Raw genomic sequence first — 13607 nt, 5'->3', positions numbered from 1 at the left:
AAAGGTCATTATGGTGATGCCCTGAGCCTTTAACCGCGCCTTGTCATCGCCACAGGTTTCACGACCGGGACAGTTCACGTTCTGTGAGGCGTGGCGATGTTGAAAAGAACTATTTCCACTTACTTATGCAAAGTAATTTGCTGCAAGGCTTGCCACAAGCGGGTTTTATCACTGTCTTTTAAGTTGGTTTGGTCAAGCCCTTTGGTAAAAGCGGTTTTGTCGGTAAACAGATCGCCCCGGGTTAATCTTTGACTGATGTGAGTCAGAATATCGGTGCTCAGGGCGCTGATTTTTGATCTCACCTGCTCCAGCGGTTGGGGTTGCCACCCTTTTTGCGCTGCGGATAGCCAGTCAGCCCGGTAGCGATATTGGATCGCCTTGGCAGCATCCATTTGCGCTTGTATAAAGGGTTTGACCGACTCGCCATCCAGCCCCAGCTTGACCGCTAAATCCACCGAGCCGGACAAAACTTTGACTTCCTGGGAGAGATCTTCAATAGCAAGATGATTGTTCGCTTTGTATCCTGCCACATCCTTCATGTAGGACAAACGTTGGTTGATCAACGCAGCCACATCGTCTTTTGGTGCTAACGTCGCCATTGCCGTTGCCGAGAAAAGCAGTCCCGCCAAAAGCACCAGCCCCATTGGAACTTTATTACCCATTGAATTCCACCTTTTCTGTCAATCCTCAGTCGCCAGTACGCACCAGCAATCAATGTTAAATTTTCACAGCCTTTTCTATAAGGTTTGTGGTGTAAGCTGCTGCCCCAGTTCCCGTTAAGCGTTGAAATTATACAAAAATGTCGATAAAGGTAAGAAGGCCGATGGTTTAAGGCGTTCATCCCACGCTCCTGCCCTGATACGCTAAGCTGAGATAAACGCTCTCATGACCGCACGCTTTTTTGTACATCGGGTTTGACGATTTTGAGATAAACTTCGCGCCGTTGCCGTACGGCGTATTGATGTCAGGAGTCTCGTTTTGAAAATCCGCCCTTTTAATGAAGCCGATCGCCCGTTTCTGCGCACGCTTTTTCTCGCCGCGCGTAAAACCAACTGGACCTGGTGCGATACCAGCGAATGGCAGCTGGAGGACTTCGACCGCGTCACGCTGGGCGAACGGATACTGGTGGCAGAAGAACAGGGGCACCGCGTTGGTTTCGCCGCCGTGCTGGATAACGATAATTTCCTGCACAGCCTGTTTATCGACCCTGAATACCAGGGCTGCGGCGCTGGCAGCGCGCTGCTACAGGCGGTGCAAAGCAGCTTTACCTCGACCGGCGCGCTCAAATGCCAGACGGAAAATCTGCATGCACAAAGTTTTTATAAAAAGCACGGCTGGCGGGTGGCCGCACAGGGGCAAAGCGATCGGGGCGAATATCTGTTGATGCACTATGTGCTTTAATAGCGCTTTCAAATCAAACAGAAGGGACAGTTGACGATGAACAGATCGCTTCATGAGCAGGCGGGTGTTAGCAAGGTAGCCTGGGAAATGCTGCAATATCTGCAGCGTATCGCTCGCGGCGATAGCACATTTACCATTCAGGATACCCTGCTCAACCACCGCTGCAACGTGACGCCGGATAATGATTTTACCCTGCTCAACCAGTTGTTTGACGCCGGAAAGATTGATTACGACTACTCGATGGTGGACGGTTTCCAACAGCGTCTGGTGCGCCTGGTTTAGCGGCCAACAGGAAAGCATCGGCCGCGCGACAGGGCAGTTTACAGGGTACGAAAAGCAATATCTTCAGGGATAACGTCGCCCTGCCAGTAAAGCTGGGCGGCAACGTTTATCGCCAGCTGGCGGTAAAGCCCGGTAAATTCGCTGTCCGGGCGGCGAATGACCGTCGGTTCACCGTTATCCAGATCTTCGCGCAGACTGATATGCAGCGGAAGTTGACTTAGCAGGCGGGTATGATACTGCTGCGCCAGTTTTTCCGCGCCACCGCTGCCAAAGAGAGATTCCTGGTGACCGCACTGGCTGCAAATGTGTACGCTCATATTTTCCACCACACCCAAAACCGGCACGTTGACCTTATCAAACATCACAATGCCCTTGCGCGCATCGATCAGCGCAATATCCTGTGGCGTGGTGACCACCAGCGCCCCGGTCACCGGCACGTTTTGCGCCAGCGTCAGCTGGATGTCTCCGGTGCCAGGCGGCATATCCAGCACCAGATAGTCCAGTTCCGGCCATAACGTCTCATTCAATAACTGCAGCAACGCCTTACTGGCCATTGGGCCGCGCCAGACCATGGCGTTATCTTCGGTTACCAGATAGCCAATGGAGTTAGTCGCCAGCCCGTGTGCAACAATCGGTGCCATATGCGTACCGTCCGGTGAGGTTGGGCGCTGGTCTTCTGTACCCAACATGTCCGGGATTGACGGGCCGTAAATGTCTGCATCCAGCAGGCCAACTTTTGCCCCTTCTGCCGCCAGCGCCAGTGCCAGATTGACGGCGGTGGTGGATTTACCGACCCCACCTTTGCCGGAGCTAACGGCAATGATGTTTTTCACCCCGTTAACGCCGGGACGATTTTTTACCCGTTGCAGCGTTGCCACGTTCAGCGTTAAGCGCCAGCCGATCTCTCCGGCTCCGGTCAGACGCAGCAGTTCAGCGCTGACCTGGTCTTTCAGCTGTTCAAACGGGCTTTGCCAGACAAACGGCATACCCAGTTCGATATGCAAACGGTTGTCGATCAGCGCACAATGGCGCAACGCTTTCAGCGTGGTGAGATTATGCTGCAGGCTGGCGTGTTCAAATGTGGCCAGCACATTCATGACGATAGCGCGTAGTGCTTCGGGTGTATGGGGCTGCCGGGAGGATAACGTCATCGGGTTTCCTTGCTCTCGCGGGTTGTTCAGCTGCGACTCTGTGGTTAAGCATATCAGATCTGGTTTACTCTCACGTACCCGTAAGGAAAAATCCCCCGCCGCCTGAACCCCTTGTTTACGCCGGGTCGGGCAATCGGTTACCATCTAACCCCCTTTTTCAACAGGTATGAGCTAAGTCTTACTATGACTCAAGTCGCGAAAAAAATATTGGTAACGTGCGCCCTGCCGTACGCAAATGGTTCCATTCATCTCGGCCACATGCTCGAGCATATCCAGGCCGATATTTGGGTCCGTTACCAGCGAATGCGCGGCAACCAGGTTTACTTCATCTGTGCTGATGACGCACACGGTACGCCGATCATGCTGAAAGCCCAGCAGATGGGGATGGCACCGGAGCAGATGATTGCGGACATGAGTCAGGAACATCAGACCGACTTTGCCGGCTTTAATATCAGCTATGACAACTACCACTCCACGCACAGCGAAGAGAACCGTGAGCTGTCCGAGCTTATCTATACCCGACTGAAAGAAAACGGGTTTATTAAAAACCGCACCATTTCTCAACTCTACGATCCGGAAAAGGGCATGTTCCTGCCGGACCGTTTTGTGAAAGGCACCTGCCCGAACTGTCAATCACCGGACCAGTACGGCGATAACTGTGAGGTCTGTTCTGCTACCTACAGCCCGACGGAACTGATTGAGCCGAAATCGGTGGTATCCGGTGCGACTCCCGTGCTGCGTGATTCGGAACACTTCTTCTTCGATTTGCCAGAGTTCAGCGCCATGCTACAGGCCTGGACCCGCTCCGGCGCGTTGCAGGAACAGGTGGCCAATAAGATGCAGGAGTGGTTCGAGTCTGGCCTGCAGCAGTGGGATATCTCGCGCGATGCGCCCTACTTCGGCTTCGAAATCCCCGGCGCGCCGGGAAAATACTTCTATGTCTGGCTGGATGCGCCCATCGGCTACATGGGTTCATTTAAGAACCTGTGCGACAAACGCGGTGATATCGATTTTGATGCTTTCTGGCGTCAGGATTCTGACGCCGAGCTTTATCACTTCATCGGTAAAGATATCGTCTACTTCCACAGCCTGTTCTGGCCAGCGATGCTGGAAGGCAGCCAGTTCCGCAAGCCGACCAACCTGTTTGTGCATGGCTATGTCACGGTGAACGGCGCAAAAATGTCCAAGTCACGCGGCACCTTTATTAAAGCCAGCACCTGGCTGCAGCATCTCGATGCCGACAGCCTGCGCTACTACTATGCCGCCAAGCTCTCTTCGCGCATCGACGATATCGACCTGAACCTTGAAGATTTTGTGCAGCGCGTCAATGCCGATATCGTCAACAAGGTGGTGAACCTGGCCTCGCGCAACGCCGGTTTTATCAACAAGCGCTTTGCCGGGCAGCTGTCTGCTGAAGTCGCCGATCCGGCGCTCTATCAGACCTTTATCGACGCATCCAACAGCATCGCCCAGGCCTGGGCCAGCCGTGAGTTCAGCCGGGCAGTACGCGAAATCATGGCATTAGCTGACGCCGCCAACCGTTACGTTGATGAACAGGCTCCGTGGGTGGTGGCAAAACAGGAAGGCCGTGACGCAGAGCTGCAGGCTATCTGTTCGATGGGCATCAACCTGTTCCGCGTACTGATGACCTGGCTGAAGCCGGTGATGCCCTCTCTCGCCGAGCGCGCTGAAACTTTCCTCAATCAGCAACTGAGCTGGGAAGGCATTGAACAACCGCTGCTGAACCACAATATCGCCGCGTTTAAAGCGCTGTACAGCCGCATTGAAATGGATAAGGTGAATGGTCTGATCGCCGCCTCAAAGGACGATGCCGCCACCGCCCAACCGGCAGTGAGTGGTCCGCTGGCAGACGACCCATTGCAGGAAACCATCAGCTTTGACGACTTCGACAAAGTAGATATGCGCATTGCGCTGATCGAGAATGCCGAGCTGGTGAAAGGTTCTGACAAGTTGCTACGCCTGACGCTGGATATCGGCGGCGAAAAACGCAATGTGTTCTCCGGCATTCGCGCTGCCTACCCCGATCCGGCGCTGCTGGTGGGTCGCCTGACGGTGATGGTTGCCAACCTGGCGCCACGCAAGATGCGCTTTGGCCTGTCAGAAGGGATGGTGATGGCAGCAGGGCCTGGCGGAAAAGATATCTTCCTGCTCAGCCCGGACAGCGGCGCGCTGCCCGGACAGCTGGTTAAGTAATCGTCATCTGATATCGGGGGCGGCGGCAACTACGCCGCCCCCGACAGTTTCTGGAGCTTATATGCGTTCCGTGCTGCACGTTACCTGGCAATATCTGCGTGCCATATTCATTATTTATCTCTGCCTGTATGCCGGTCGCGGTGTTGCCGGGCTGTTGCCTCTTGCTATCCCCGGCAGCATTCTCGGCATGCTGTTGCTTTTTATCCTGCTTAGCTCCAACCTCCTTCCGCTTTACTGGGTCAAACCCGGCTGCCATCTGCTGATTCGCTATATGGCGCTGCTGTTTGTCCCCATCAGCGTGGGCATCATGGATCATATGGATATCCTTAGCGCGCAGTTCGCTCCGATTGTCATTTCCAGTACGGTGGGCACGCTGATCGTGCTGGTGACGACCGGGCTGGTCGCGCAGCATATGGCGCGCCGTTATCACTCACGCCAGGGGGCTAAAGATGAATGAAATCTGGTGGTCACTGCCGTTAACCGTGCTGGTATTTCTGGCGGCACGCAGGCTGGCGGCCAAAGTCAACAGCGCCATCTGCAATCCGCTACTGATTGCCATGGCGGTGATTATCCTGCTGTTACTGCTGCTGCACATGCCCTATGCCCGCTATTTTCAGGGCAGCGCGTTGCTTAACCAACTGCTGCAACCGGCGGTGGTGGCGCTGGCGCTGCCGCTTTACGAGCAAATGCCCCAGATCCGCATACGCTGGAAGTCGATCCTCAGCATCTGTTTTATTGGCAGCCTGACGGCGATGACTTCCGGCAGCGCCATCGCATTATGGCTGGGGGCCACGCCGCAAATCGCCGCGACCCTGTTACCCAAATCGGTGACCACGCCCATCGCGATGGCGGTTTCCGCTGCGCTCGGCGGCATCCCCGCCATCAGCGCCGTTTGTGTGCTGATAGCGGGCTTGCTGGGCGCGGTATTTGGCCATATGCTGCTCAATCTGTTGCAGGTACGCAGCAAATTTGCACGCGGGCTGGCGATTGGCAACGCGTCACACGCGCTGGGCACCGCCCGCGCTGCCGAGGTTGACTATCAAGAAGGAGCGTTCAGCTCGCTGGCGCTGGTGCTGTGTGGCATTATCACCTCGCTGCTGTCACCGTTTATTTTCCCGCTAATGCTGAAACTTAGCGGGTAAAACTTGCGATAAGTCTCTCATTTTGGTGATGCGTTTCACTTATTGCATTGATAGAGCGATTTAGATCACATATAACTGGCTGCCGGCCCGTTATATGGGCTGCATTCAGCGCAAGAGGCTTACTATGCACCCACGTTTTCAGCCGGCATTTGCCATGCTTCCCCACCGATTACAGCACACCTTAGAACCCATATTATCGGCGACGGACTTTGCCGGGTTTATCCGCGCTGAACAGGCCGTTGCCCTAAAGAAACAGTGCGGATTCAACGACAGCGAACTGGCCTTTGCCCTGCTGCCGCTGGCGGCTGCCTGCGCCGTTGCGCCGCTGTCTGATTTTAACGTCGGTGCCATCGCCCGTGGCAAAAGCGGCACGCTGTACTTTGGTGCCAATATGGAATTTGTCGGCGCCACGATGCAGCAAACGGTTCACGCCGAGCAGAGTGCGGTCACGCATGCCTGGCTGCGCGGGGAAAGCGCGCTGATAAGCATCACCGTTAACTACACGCCGTGCGGCCACTGCCGCCAGTTTATGAATGAGCTGAACAGCGGCACCGATCTGACGATAGAGCTACCGGGCCGCGCCGCCGCCACGCTTGGCCACTATCTGCCGGACTCATTCGGACCACGCGACCTGGCTATCTCTACCCTGCTAATGGACGATGTCGACCACGGGGTGGCGCCCTGGGGCGATGTGCTGCAACAGGCGGCGCTGGCTGCCGCCAACCGCAGTCACGCGCCTTATACCGGGTCATGGAGCGGCGTGGCGCTGCAAACCGCCAGCGATGCGATCTTTGCCGGGCGCTATGCCGAAAATGCCGCCTTTAATCCCAGCCTGCCGCCGTTGCAAGGCGCGTTGAATTTACTCAATCTGGCCGGAGAAAATCTGAGTGATATCAGGCGTGCGGTTCTGGCCGAAGCGCCGGATGCAAAATTAAGCCAGCAGAGCGCCAGTGCAGCAACCCTGACCGCGCTGGGATGCCACAGCTTCACCACTATTCCACTGGTAAAAGTGGAATAAACATGCTGTAAGGCAGACAAAACCACCGCTTTTGTTATCAGCTGTTAACAAAAGCTGTACTTTCGGATGAATTATTTTAGGATTGGTGCCACCACATCCCGATCCAGAAAGAGTAAGAATTCCATGGAACTCGACTACGAAAGCAAACGTTCGCTGTACATCCCTTATGCTGGCCCTATCCTGCTGGAATTTCCCCTGCTGAATAAAGGCAGCGCCTTCTCGATTGAGGAGCGTAACGACTTCAACCTCAACGGGCTGCTGCCGGAGACGGTTGAAAGCATTGAGGAACAGGCAGAACGCGCCTGGCGTCAGTTCCAGGACTTCAAAAACAATAACGATAAACACGTCTACCTGCGTAATATTCAGGACACCAACGAAACCCTGTTCTACCGCCTGCTCGACAATCATCTGGAAGAGATGATGCCGATTATCTACACCCCGACCGTTGGCGCTGCCTGTGAACACTTCTCCGAGATTTACCGCCGCGCGCGCGGCCTGTTTATCTCCTACCCTAACCGCGCCAGCATCGAAGATATGCTGCAGAATGCCACCAAGCAGAACGTCAAGGTGATCGTGGTTACCGACGGCGAGCGTATTCTCGGCCTCGGCGACCAGGGGATTGGCGGCATGGGCATCCCAATTGGCAAGCTCTCCCTGTATACCGCCTGCGGTGGCATCAGTCCGGCCTACACCCTGCCGGTGGTACTCGATGTGGGAACCAACAATCAGCAACTGCTGAACGACCCACTGTATATGGGCTGGCGTCACCCGCGCATCACCGGTGAAGAGTACGACAGTTTCGTCAATGAATTTATCCACGCGGTGAAGAACCGCTGGCCGAACGTGCTGCTGCAGTTTGAAGATTTCGCGCAAAAAAATGCCATGCCGCTGCTTGAGCGTTACCGTGACGAAGTGTGCTGCTTTAACGATGACATTCAGGGTACTGCTGCCGTGACGCTGGGTACGCTGATTGCCGCCAGCCGTGCTGCAGGCAGCAAACTGTGCGAACAGAAGGTGGTGTTCCTCGGAGCCGGTTCAGCCGGTTGCGGTATCGCCGAGCAGATCATTGCGCAGATGAAGTCAGAAGGTCTGAGCGACGAGGAAGCACGCGCACGGGTGTTTATGGTTGACCGCTTCGGCCTGTTAACGGACAAACTGCCTAACCTGCTGAACTTCCAGAGCAGGCTGGTGCAGAAAAGTGACCATCTGGCCAACTGGGACAGCGCCAGCGATTCGCTCTCGCTGCTGGACGTGGTGCGTAACGCCAAACCTGACATTATGATTGGCGTATCCGGTCAGCCGGGTCTGTTCAGCGAAGAGATCGTGCGCGAGATGCACAAACACTGCGCGCGCCCGATCGTTATGCCGCTGTCTAATCCGACCTCGCGGGTGGAAGCGACGCCACATGACATCATGGCCTGGACCGATGGCAGCGCGCTGGTGGCAACCGGCAGCCCCTTCTCCCCGGTTAGCTGGAAGGATAAAACTTATCCTGTTGCCCAGTGCAATAACTCCTATATCTTCCCCGGCATTGGCCTCGGCGTGATTGCCTCCGGTGCTACTCGCGTTACCGACAGCATGCTGATGGCAGCCAGCCGGGCGCTGGCCGACTGCTCACCGCTGGTTAACGATGGCGAAGGGCCGGTACTGCCGGAAGTCAAAGATATCCAGGGCGTGTCGAAAGTGATCGCAATGGCGGTGGGTAAAGCGGCCCAGCTGGCTGGCGTGGCGGTGGTGACCCCTGAAGACGTGCTGTCGAAAGCCATTGCCGCCAACTTCTGGCTGCCGCAGTACCGTAACTATCGTCGTACCTCAATCTGATAACGCTATTCCCCTGAGTGGCTGGTATCAAAGCAGGTGCTTTAATCAAACCCGCTGTGATGCCAGCAATAATGGGGAATTTGCCTGGAAATACCCCACCCGGCACGGAGTGACTTGCTTCACCTTGCTGCCTCAAGTAGCCTTGACCCTCTCTTACCTGCCAACCCGAGTGCCGTTCATCATGTTGAAGCGCCTGATTTATGGTCTGATTATCATCATTACGTTGATATCAGCGACCGCACTCGGCCTCGATCGCTGGGTCAGCTGGAAAACCGCACCCTATGTGTATGACGATCTCACAGCGCTGCCGCATCGTCAGGTTGGCGTGGTACTGGGAACCGCTAAGTTTTATCGTACCGGGGGGATCAATCAGTATTATCTCTATCGTATGCAGGGCGCGCTGAACGCTTATAACAGCGGCAAGGTCAACTACCTGCTACTGAGCGGAGACAATGCCCTGCAGAGCTACAATGAGCCGATGACCATGCGCCGCGACCTGATCGCCGCCGGCGTGGATCCTTCAGATATCGTGCTGGATTATGCTGGTTTTCGCACGCTTGATTCCATCGTACGTACGCGCAAGGTGTTTGATACCAATGATTTTATTATCATCACCCAGCGTTTCCACTGCGAACGTGCACTGTTGATCGCGCTGCATATGGGGATTCAGGCTCAGTGCTATGCGGTGCCATCACCAAAGAATATGATGAGCGTGCGGCTGCGCGAAGTGGCAGCGCGTCTCGGGGCGCTGTCCGATCTGTACGTGATGAAGCGCGAGCCGCGTTTCCTCGGCCCGCTGGTGCCGATCCCAGCCCGCCATGACGTGCCGGAGGGTGCGCAAAGTTACCCGGCGGTCAGCCCGGAGCAGCTACTGGAGTTACAGCAGAAGAAGTAAAAAGGCTGGCGTGACGGCCAGCCTCTGGTACAGCATTATCGCCCGGTTAATCCCTGTTTCTTACGTGCGTACTTGAGTAAGTCCAGCGCCACGGCGAAGATAATAATGCCGCCCTTAATAATGTACTGCCAGTAAGGATTAACGCCGATACAGGTCAAACCATAGTTGATCACCGTAACGATAATCACGCCGGTTACCACGCCTGCCACCGTTCCTACCCCACCGGCAAAAGATACGCCGCCGACCACGCAGGCAGCAATCGCATCCAGTTTATACATAAAGCCAAGATTGTTAGTGGCCGAACCAATACGCCCCGCTTCCAGCATTCCGCCGAAGGCACAGAAGACCCCGGACAGGGCATAGACGAGTATCAGGTTAAACGGCACGTTGACGCCTGAGACGTGCGCGGCCTCCGGATTACCGCCGATGGCGAAGATGTTTTTACCGAAGCGCGTCTTAGTCCACAGGATCCACACCAGCAACACCGCAATCAGCGCGTAGAAGGTAATATAAGAGAGTTCGAAGTCGCCAAAGCGCAGAAAGCCCAAACAAAGGTGGAAAACTTCTCGTCAAAACCGGCAACCGGCGATGCGCCCACATGGTCGTAATAGAATGAGTTGACGCCGTAAACGATAATCATCGTGCCCAGCGTAGTGATAAATGGCGTGACCTTCAGGCAGGCAATAATCATGCCGTTAACCAGCCCTACCAGCGCCAATGGCACAAACGATCGCCACAACCAGCGCAATCGGCAGTGTTTCCAGCTGCGGAAAAACCTTGTTAGCGTTATCCATCGACTGTAACAGCGTGGCGGCCACCACGGCGGCCAGACCCACCTGACGCCCGGCGGACAGATCGGTCCCCTGGTAACAATCAGCCCGGCCACGCCCAGCGCGATAATCACGCGCACCGATGACTGAGTCAGAATATTACTCAGATTCATTAAACTTAAAAATGTCGGATCCTGAATAATAATAATGGCCAGTAACACCATCAGCACCACGTAGATCCCACCCTCTTTTAACCAGGCGAGTGCACTTTTCTTATTTACCGCGTTCATAATCACATCCACTGGATAATTAAAGGTGTAATGATGCCAGACGAAAAATTTCGTTTTGCGTGGCCGTTTTCGTTTCGACAATGCCTGCCACCAGGCCATTACTCATCACCAGCATCCGGTCGGTAATACCTAAAAATTCCGGCATTTAAGAAGAGATGATAATAATCCCTTACCTTTTTTTTCCAGTTCTGCAATCAGCTGATAGATTTCAAACTTCGCCCCCACGTCAATATCGCGCGTGGGGTCGTCCAGCATCAGAATTTCCGGCTAAGTCAGCAACCAGCGGCCAATAATCACTTTTTTCTGGTTACCGCCGGATAAGGAACCGATGGCGGTATAATGCCCCGGCGTTTTTACCCGCATCGCATCAATAACCCATTGGGTATCGCTTTTCATGCGGCTGTTATCCAACAGCCCGATGCGGTTTTTATATTTGGCGATGTTTGAATCAGCGAATTAAAGCCAATATCCAGATAAGCATAAATACCGGTCGATCGGCGCTCTTCGGTCACCAGCGCAAAGCCATGATTAATGGCTTCATTGGCGCTGTGGTTATTAATGGCCTTACCGTGCAGGCGGATAGTACCCGCTGATTTTTCGCGAATACCAAACAGGGTCTCGACAATATCGGTGCGTTTTGCTCCCACCAGCCCGGCGATACCGAGGATTTCTCCCTGACGAAGATCGAAAGAGACATCGCGAATTGACGGCTGGCGCAGCGAGGACAGGTTGCGGACTTCAAGGATGGTCTCGCCCGGCACGTTAGTTCTGTCGGGAAAACGCTGATTAAGTGAACGCCCAACCATCATGGCGATGATTTTATCCATATCCAGTCCTTGCAACGTCTGAGTGGTGATCCACTGACCGTCGCGCAGGATGGTTATTTCATCGCACAGCTGAAATATCTCCTCCATTTTGTGTGAGATATAGATAATACCGCAGCCGCTATCCTTCTTTTTCCGTTAACGACGAGGTAGGCTCATCCATGATGACTATTTTAGCGTCCCAGGAGAATGCCTTGGCAATTTCGGCCATCTGCATTTGCAGCGACTGGGCAACGGCGTCAACCGCGTTGACCAGCGCGCCAAAAACGGGTCGGAGACATCCCTCACCACCACACCGATGGTAGCACTGAGCCGGTTAGCCAGCGCCTGGGCGTTGGCATCAGGGCGATAACCCAGCCGTTCGATGGTTTTCATTACCCGCGCGCGGGTATCTGCGGTGACCACTGCGCTGTTGTTCAGCACCCGCGAGACGGTGGCGAAAGAGACGCCCGACTCCCGCGCCACATCCCGTATGGTCAACATGGCCGTGCGCCGCTGTGAAATCGATGGTGCATCGTTACTCCTGACATAAACACATTCTGCGGTCTGTTTTGTCAGGCACTTAAGGCTGGCTACGTGAGAAACATCACAGCCATGAAAAGGGTTACAGCGGCATTTCCCGACTTTGTGAACCCTGTCATCTTCCGTCAGAGGTTTTTTGCTCTGCATTCACACTAAATGAGGTCAAACGCCGCCATAGCCATTCCGCCGGCCCCTGACGGAATAAACGCAGCCAGAATACGGAAAACAGCAGGTTCACCAGCCAGATCGCCGGCACCAGCGCCAGCAGCTGCAGGCGGTTTAAGTGATTGAACAGGGCAAAGTGATTAAACAGCGTGGTGCAGATCAGCGTCTGTAACAGATAATTGCTCAGCGCCATGCGCCCGACGGCACTGATTGCCGGGGTAAGGCGCAGACGCTGTAACCGTGGCCACCAGCCAAAGCACAGCGCGGCATAGCCCAGCGCCTGCATCGGTGCGCTGATTTCACGCGGCAGCTGCAGGAAAAACCCGGCCCAGCGGAAATCCCACTGGCAGTACCATTGCAGGGCAATGGCGGGTATTTCAATCAGCAGCCCCGCCAGCACCAGCAGTAGGCCGCTGCGACGATAGTGTTGCAGGCTGCCGCTGCCGCGCAGCCAGCCGCTGCGCATCAGGGCCGCCCCCATCATCATTAATCCGGCCAGCTGCCAGCCGTACTGCGCCGCCAGCGCCATCAGCGTCGATCCCAGCATATCCAGCCGATTGGTCACCGCTTCCCAGCCGCCGTGCGTACGCCAGAAGGTTTCATACTGCACGTCAGCCGCGCGCGGTAGCCATGAGCTGTTGCCATGCGGCTCGGACGCCAGCCCGAGTACCACCAGTACCGCACTACCGACCAGATACAGCATCACGCCGGTATTGAACAACTGACTGCTGGCGGCAACGTCGCGGATCATGCGCCAGGCAATCAGTCCGATCATGCCGTAGGCCAGCAGGATATCGCCCTCCCACAGCAGTGACCCGTGCAAAAAACCGATAATCACCAGCCAGGAGAGACGCGACTGTAGCCAGCGTTTACCCCTCGGCAGCAACAGTTGCAGCCCGGCACCAAACAGGAGGGCAAACAGCGTAAGAAATTTGGCCTGAGCCAGCAGATCCATCGTGGCCCATACCCAGAAGTCACTGGCGGTAGGCAGCCCGTTCCACGCGGGATTAAGGTAGGCGGCTTTTGGTAAACCAAAGGCGGTGATATTGAGCAGAAGAATGCCAAGGATCGCCACCCCACGCACAAAATCCAGCGGAAGAATACGGGACATA

General features: G+C 55.3%; 11 protein-coding genes and 3 pseudogenes. 8 read left to right on the top strand and 6 right to left on the bottom strand.

All coding sequences use genetic code 11. The features are described 5' to 3' along the window. Nucleotides 1-119 precede the first annotated feature (119 nt). A complete protein-coding gene (locus EPYR_RS06920; RefSeq protein ID WP_012667686.1) occupies nt 120-662 on the bottom strand; it encodes a chorismate mutase in 543 nt (180 codons plus the stop codon). A 316-nt stretch (nt 663-978) separates the two neighbouring features. On the opposite strand from EPYR_RS06920, the gene EPYR_RS06915 reads away from it, so the two are divergent. Further along, nucleotides 979-1401: a GNAT family N-acetyltransferase gene (locus tag EPYR_RS06915; RefSeq protein WP_012667685.1), complete on the top strand. Its 423-nt coding sequence runs from the start codon at nt 979-981 to the stop codon at nt 1399-1401. 36 nt (nt 1402-1437) lie between these two features. Next, complete coding sequence (locus EPYR_RS06910; protein ID WP_012667684.1) at nt 1438-1683, top strand: hypothetical protein; 246 nt, start codon at nt 1438-1440, stop codon at nt 1681-1683. Between the two features lie 38 nt (nt 1684-1721). On the opposite strand, the gene apbC is transcribed toward EPYR_RS06910, so the two are convergent. After that, the gene (apbC, locus tag EPYR_RS06905) at nt 1722-2834 is read right to left on the bottom strand and encodes an iron-sulfur cluster carrier protein ApbC (protein WP_012667683.1); all 1113 of its coding nucleotides are present in this window, start codon (nt 2832-2834) and stop codon (nt 1722-1724) included. Nucleotides 2835-2966: 132 nt separating this feature from the next. Here apbC and metG point away from each other — a divergent pair, with 132 nt between their 5' ends. The 6 genes from metG (at nt 2967) to sanA (ending at nt 9924) form a co-directional block, all read left to right on the top strand. Then, nucleotides 2967-5048, top strand: a complete 2082-nt coding sequence (gene metG, locus EPYR_RS06900; protein ID WP_263060574.1) for a methionine--tRNA ligase — start codon at nt 2967-2969, stop codon at nt 5046-5048. Nucleotides 5049-5109: 61 nt separating this feature from the next. Beyond that, complete coding sequence (locus EPYR_RS06895; protein ID WP_012667681.1) at nt 5110-5505, top strand: CidA/LrgA family protein; 396 nt, start codon at nt 5110-5112, stop codon at nt 5503-5505. Then, nucleotides 5498-6190 (top strand): CidB/LrgB family autolysis modulator, encoded by a 693-nt coding sequence (locus EPYR_RS06890; protein WP_012667680.1) that lies wholly within the window; start codon nt 5498-5500, stop codon nt 6188-6190. The genes EPYR_RS06895 and EPYR_RS06890 overlap by 8 nt, the downstream gene beginning before the upstream one ends. Nucleotides 6191-6314: 124 nt before the next feature. After that, on the top strand, nt 6315-7208 hold the full coding sequence (cdd, locus tag EPYR_RS06885) for a cytidine deaminase (RefSeq protein WP_012667679.1): 894 nt from the start codon (nt 6315-6317) through the stop codon (nt 7206-7208). A gap of 123 nt (nt 7209-7331) precedes the next feature. Further along, nucleotides 7332-9029 (top strand): NAD-dependent malic enzyme, encoded by a 1698-nt coding sequence (locus tag EPYR_RS06880; protein ID WP_012667678.1) that lies wholly within the window; start codon nt 7332-7334, stop codon nt 9027-9029. Between the two features lie 181 nt (nt 9030-9210). Then, entirely contained in the window at nt 9211-9924 is a 714-nt protein-coding gene (sanA, locus tag EPYR_RS06875) for an outer membrane permeability protein SanA (RefSeq protein ID WP_012667677.1), read from the top strand. A 35-nt stretch (nt 9925-9959) separates the two neighbouring features. Here sanA and mglC read toward each other — a convergent pair. The 4 genes and pseudogenes from mglC to yeiB all read right to left on the bottom strand — a co-directional run bounded on the left by mglC (nt 9960) and on the right by yeiB (nt 13606). After that, nucleotides 9960-10984, bottom strand: a pseudogene (gene mglC / locus EPYR_RS06870) (galactose/methyl galactoside ABC transporter permease MglC). Nucleotides 10985-11003: 19 nt separating this feature from the next. Continuing rightward, a pseudogene (locus EPYR_RS06865) lies at nt 11004-12028 on the bottom strand (ATP-binding cassette domain-containing protein); the annotation flags it as partial. Then, nucleotides 12026-12291: pseudogene (locus EPYR_RS20635) on the bottom strand (LacI family DNA-binding transcriptional regulator); the annotation flags it as partial. The pseudogenes EPYR_RS20635 and EPYR_RS06865, both read right to left, overlap by 3 nt. Before the next feature lie 154 nt (nt 12292-12445). Then, on the bottom strand, nt 12446-13606 hold the full coding sequence (gene yeiB, locus EPYR_RS06860) for a DUF418 domain-containing protein YeiB (protein WP_012667674.1): 1161 nt from the start codon (nt 13604-13606) through the stop codon (nt 12446-12448). Nucleotide 13607 lies beyond the last annotated feature (1 nt).

The sequence above is a fragment of the Erwinia pyrifoliae DSM 12163 genome (assembly GCF_000026985.1).
GTDB lineage: Bacteria > Pseudomonadota > Gammaproteobacteria > Enterobacterales > Enterobacteriaceae > Erwinia > Erwinia pyrifoliae.
Note: the sequence above shows the minus strand (reverse complement) of the source record. Positions and strands in the feature narration are given on the sequence as shown.

Excerpts from the sequence above, each read along its gene's own strand:
- cdd (WP_012667679.1), top strand. The coding sequence starts at position 6,315 with ATGCACCCACGTTTTCAGCCGGCATTTGCCATGCTTCCCCACCGATTA.
- EPYR_RS06895 (WP_012667681.1), top strand. The coding sequence starts at position 5,110 with ATGCGTTCCGTGCTGCACGTTACCTGGCAATATCTGCGTGCCATATTC.
- sanA (WP_012667677.1), top strand. The coding sequence starts at position 9,211 with ATGTTGAAGCGCCTGATTTATGGTCTGATTATCATCATTACGTTGATA.
- apbC (WP_012667683.1), bottom strand. The coding sequence starts at position 2,834 with ATGACGTTATCCTCCCGGCAGCCCCATACACCCGAAGCACTACGCGCT.
- EPYR_RS06920 (WP_012667686.1), bottom strand. The coding sequence starts at position 662 with ATGGGTAATAAAGTTCCAATGGGGCTGGTGCTTTTGGCGGGACTGCTT.
- yeiB (WP_012667674.1), bottom strand. The coding sequence starts at position 13,606 with ATGTCCCGTATTCTTCCGCTGGATTTTGTGCGTGGGGTGGCGATCCTT.
- EPYR_RS06890 (WP_012667680.1), top strand. The coding sequence starts at position 5,498 with ATGAATGAAATCTGGTGGTCACTGCCGTTAACCGTGCTGGTATTTCTG.
- EPYR_RS06910 (WP_012667684.1), top strand. The coding sequence starts at position 1,438 with ATGAACAGATCGCTTCATGAGCAGGCGGGTGTTAGCAAGGTAGCCTGG.
- EPYR_RS06880 (WP_012667678.1), top strand. The coding sequence starts at position 7,332 with ATGGAACTCGACTACGAAAGCAAACGTTCGCTGTACATCCCTTATGCT.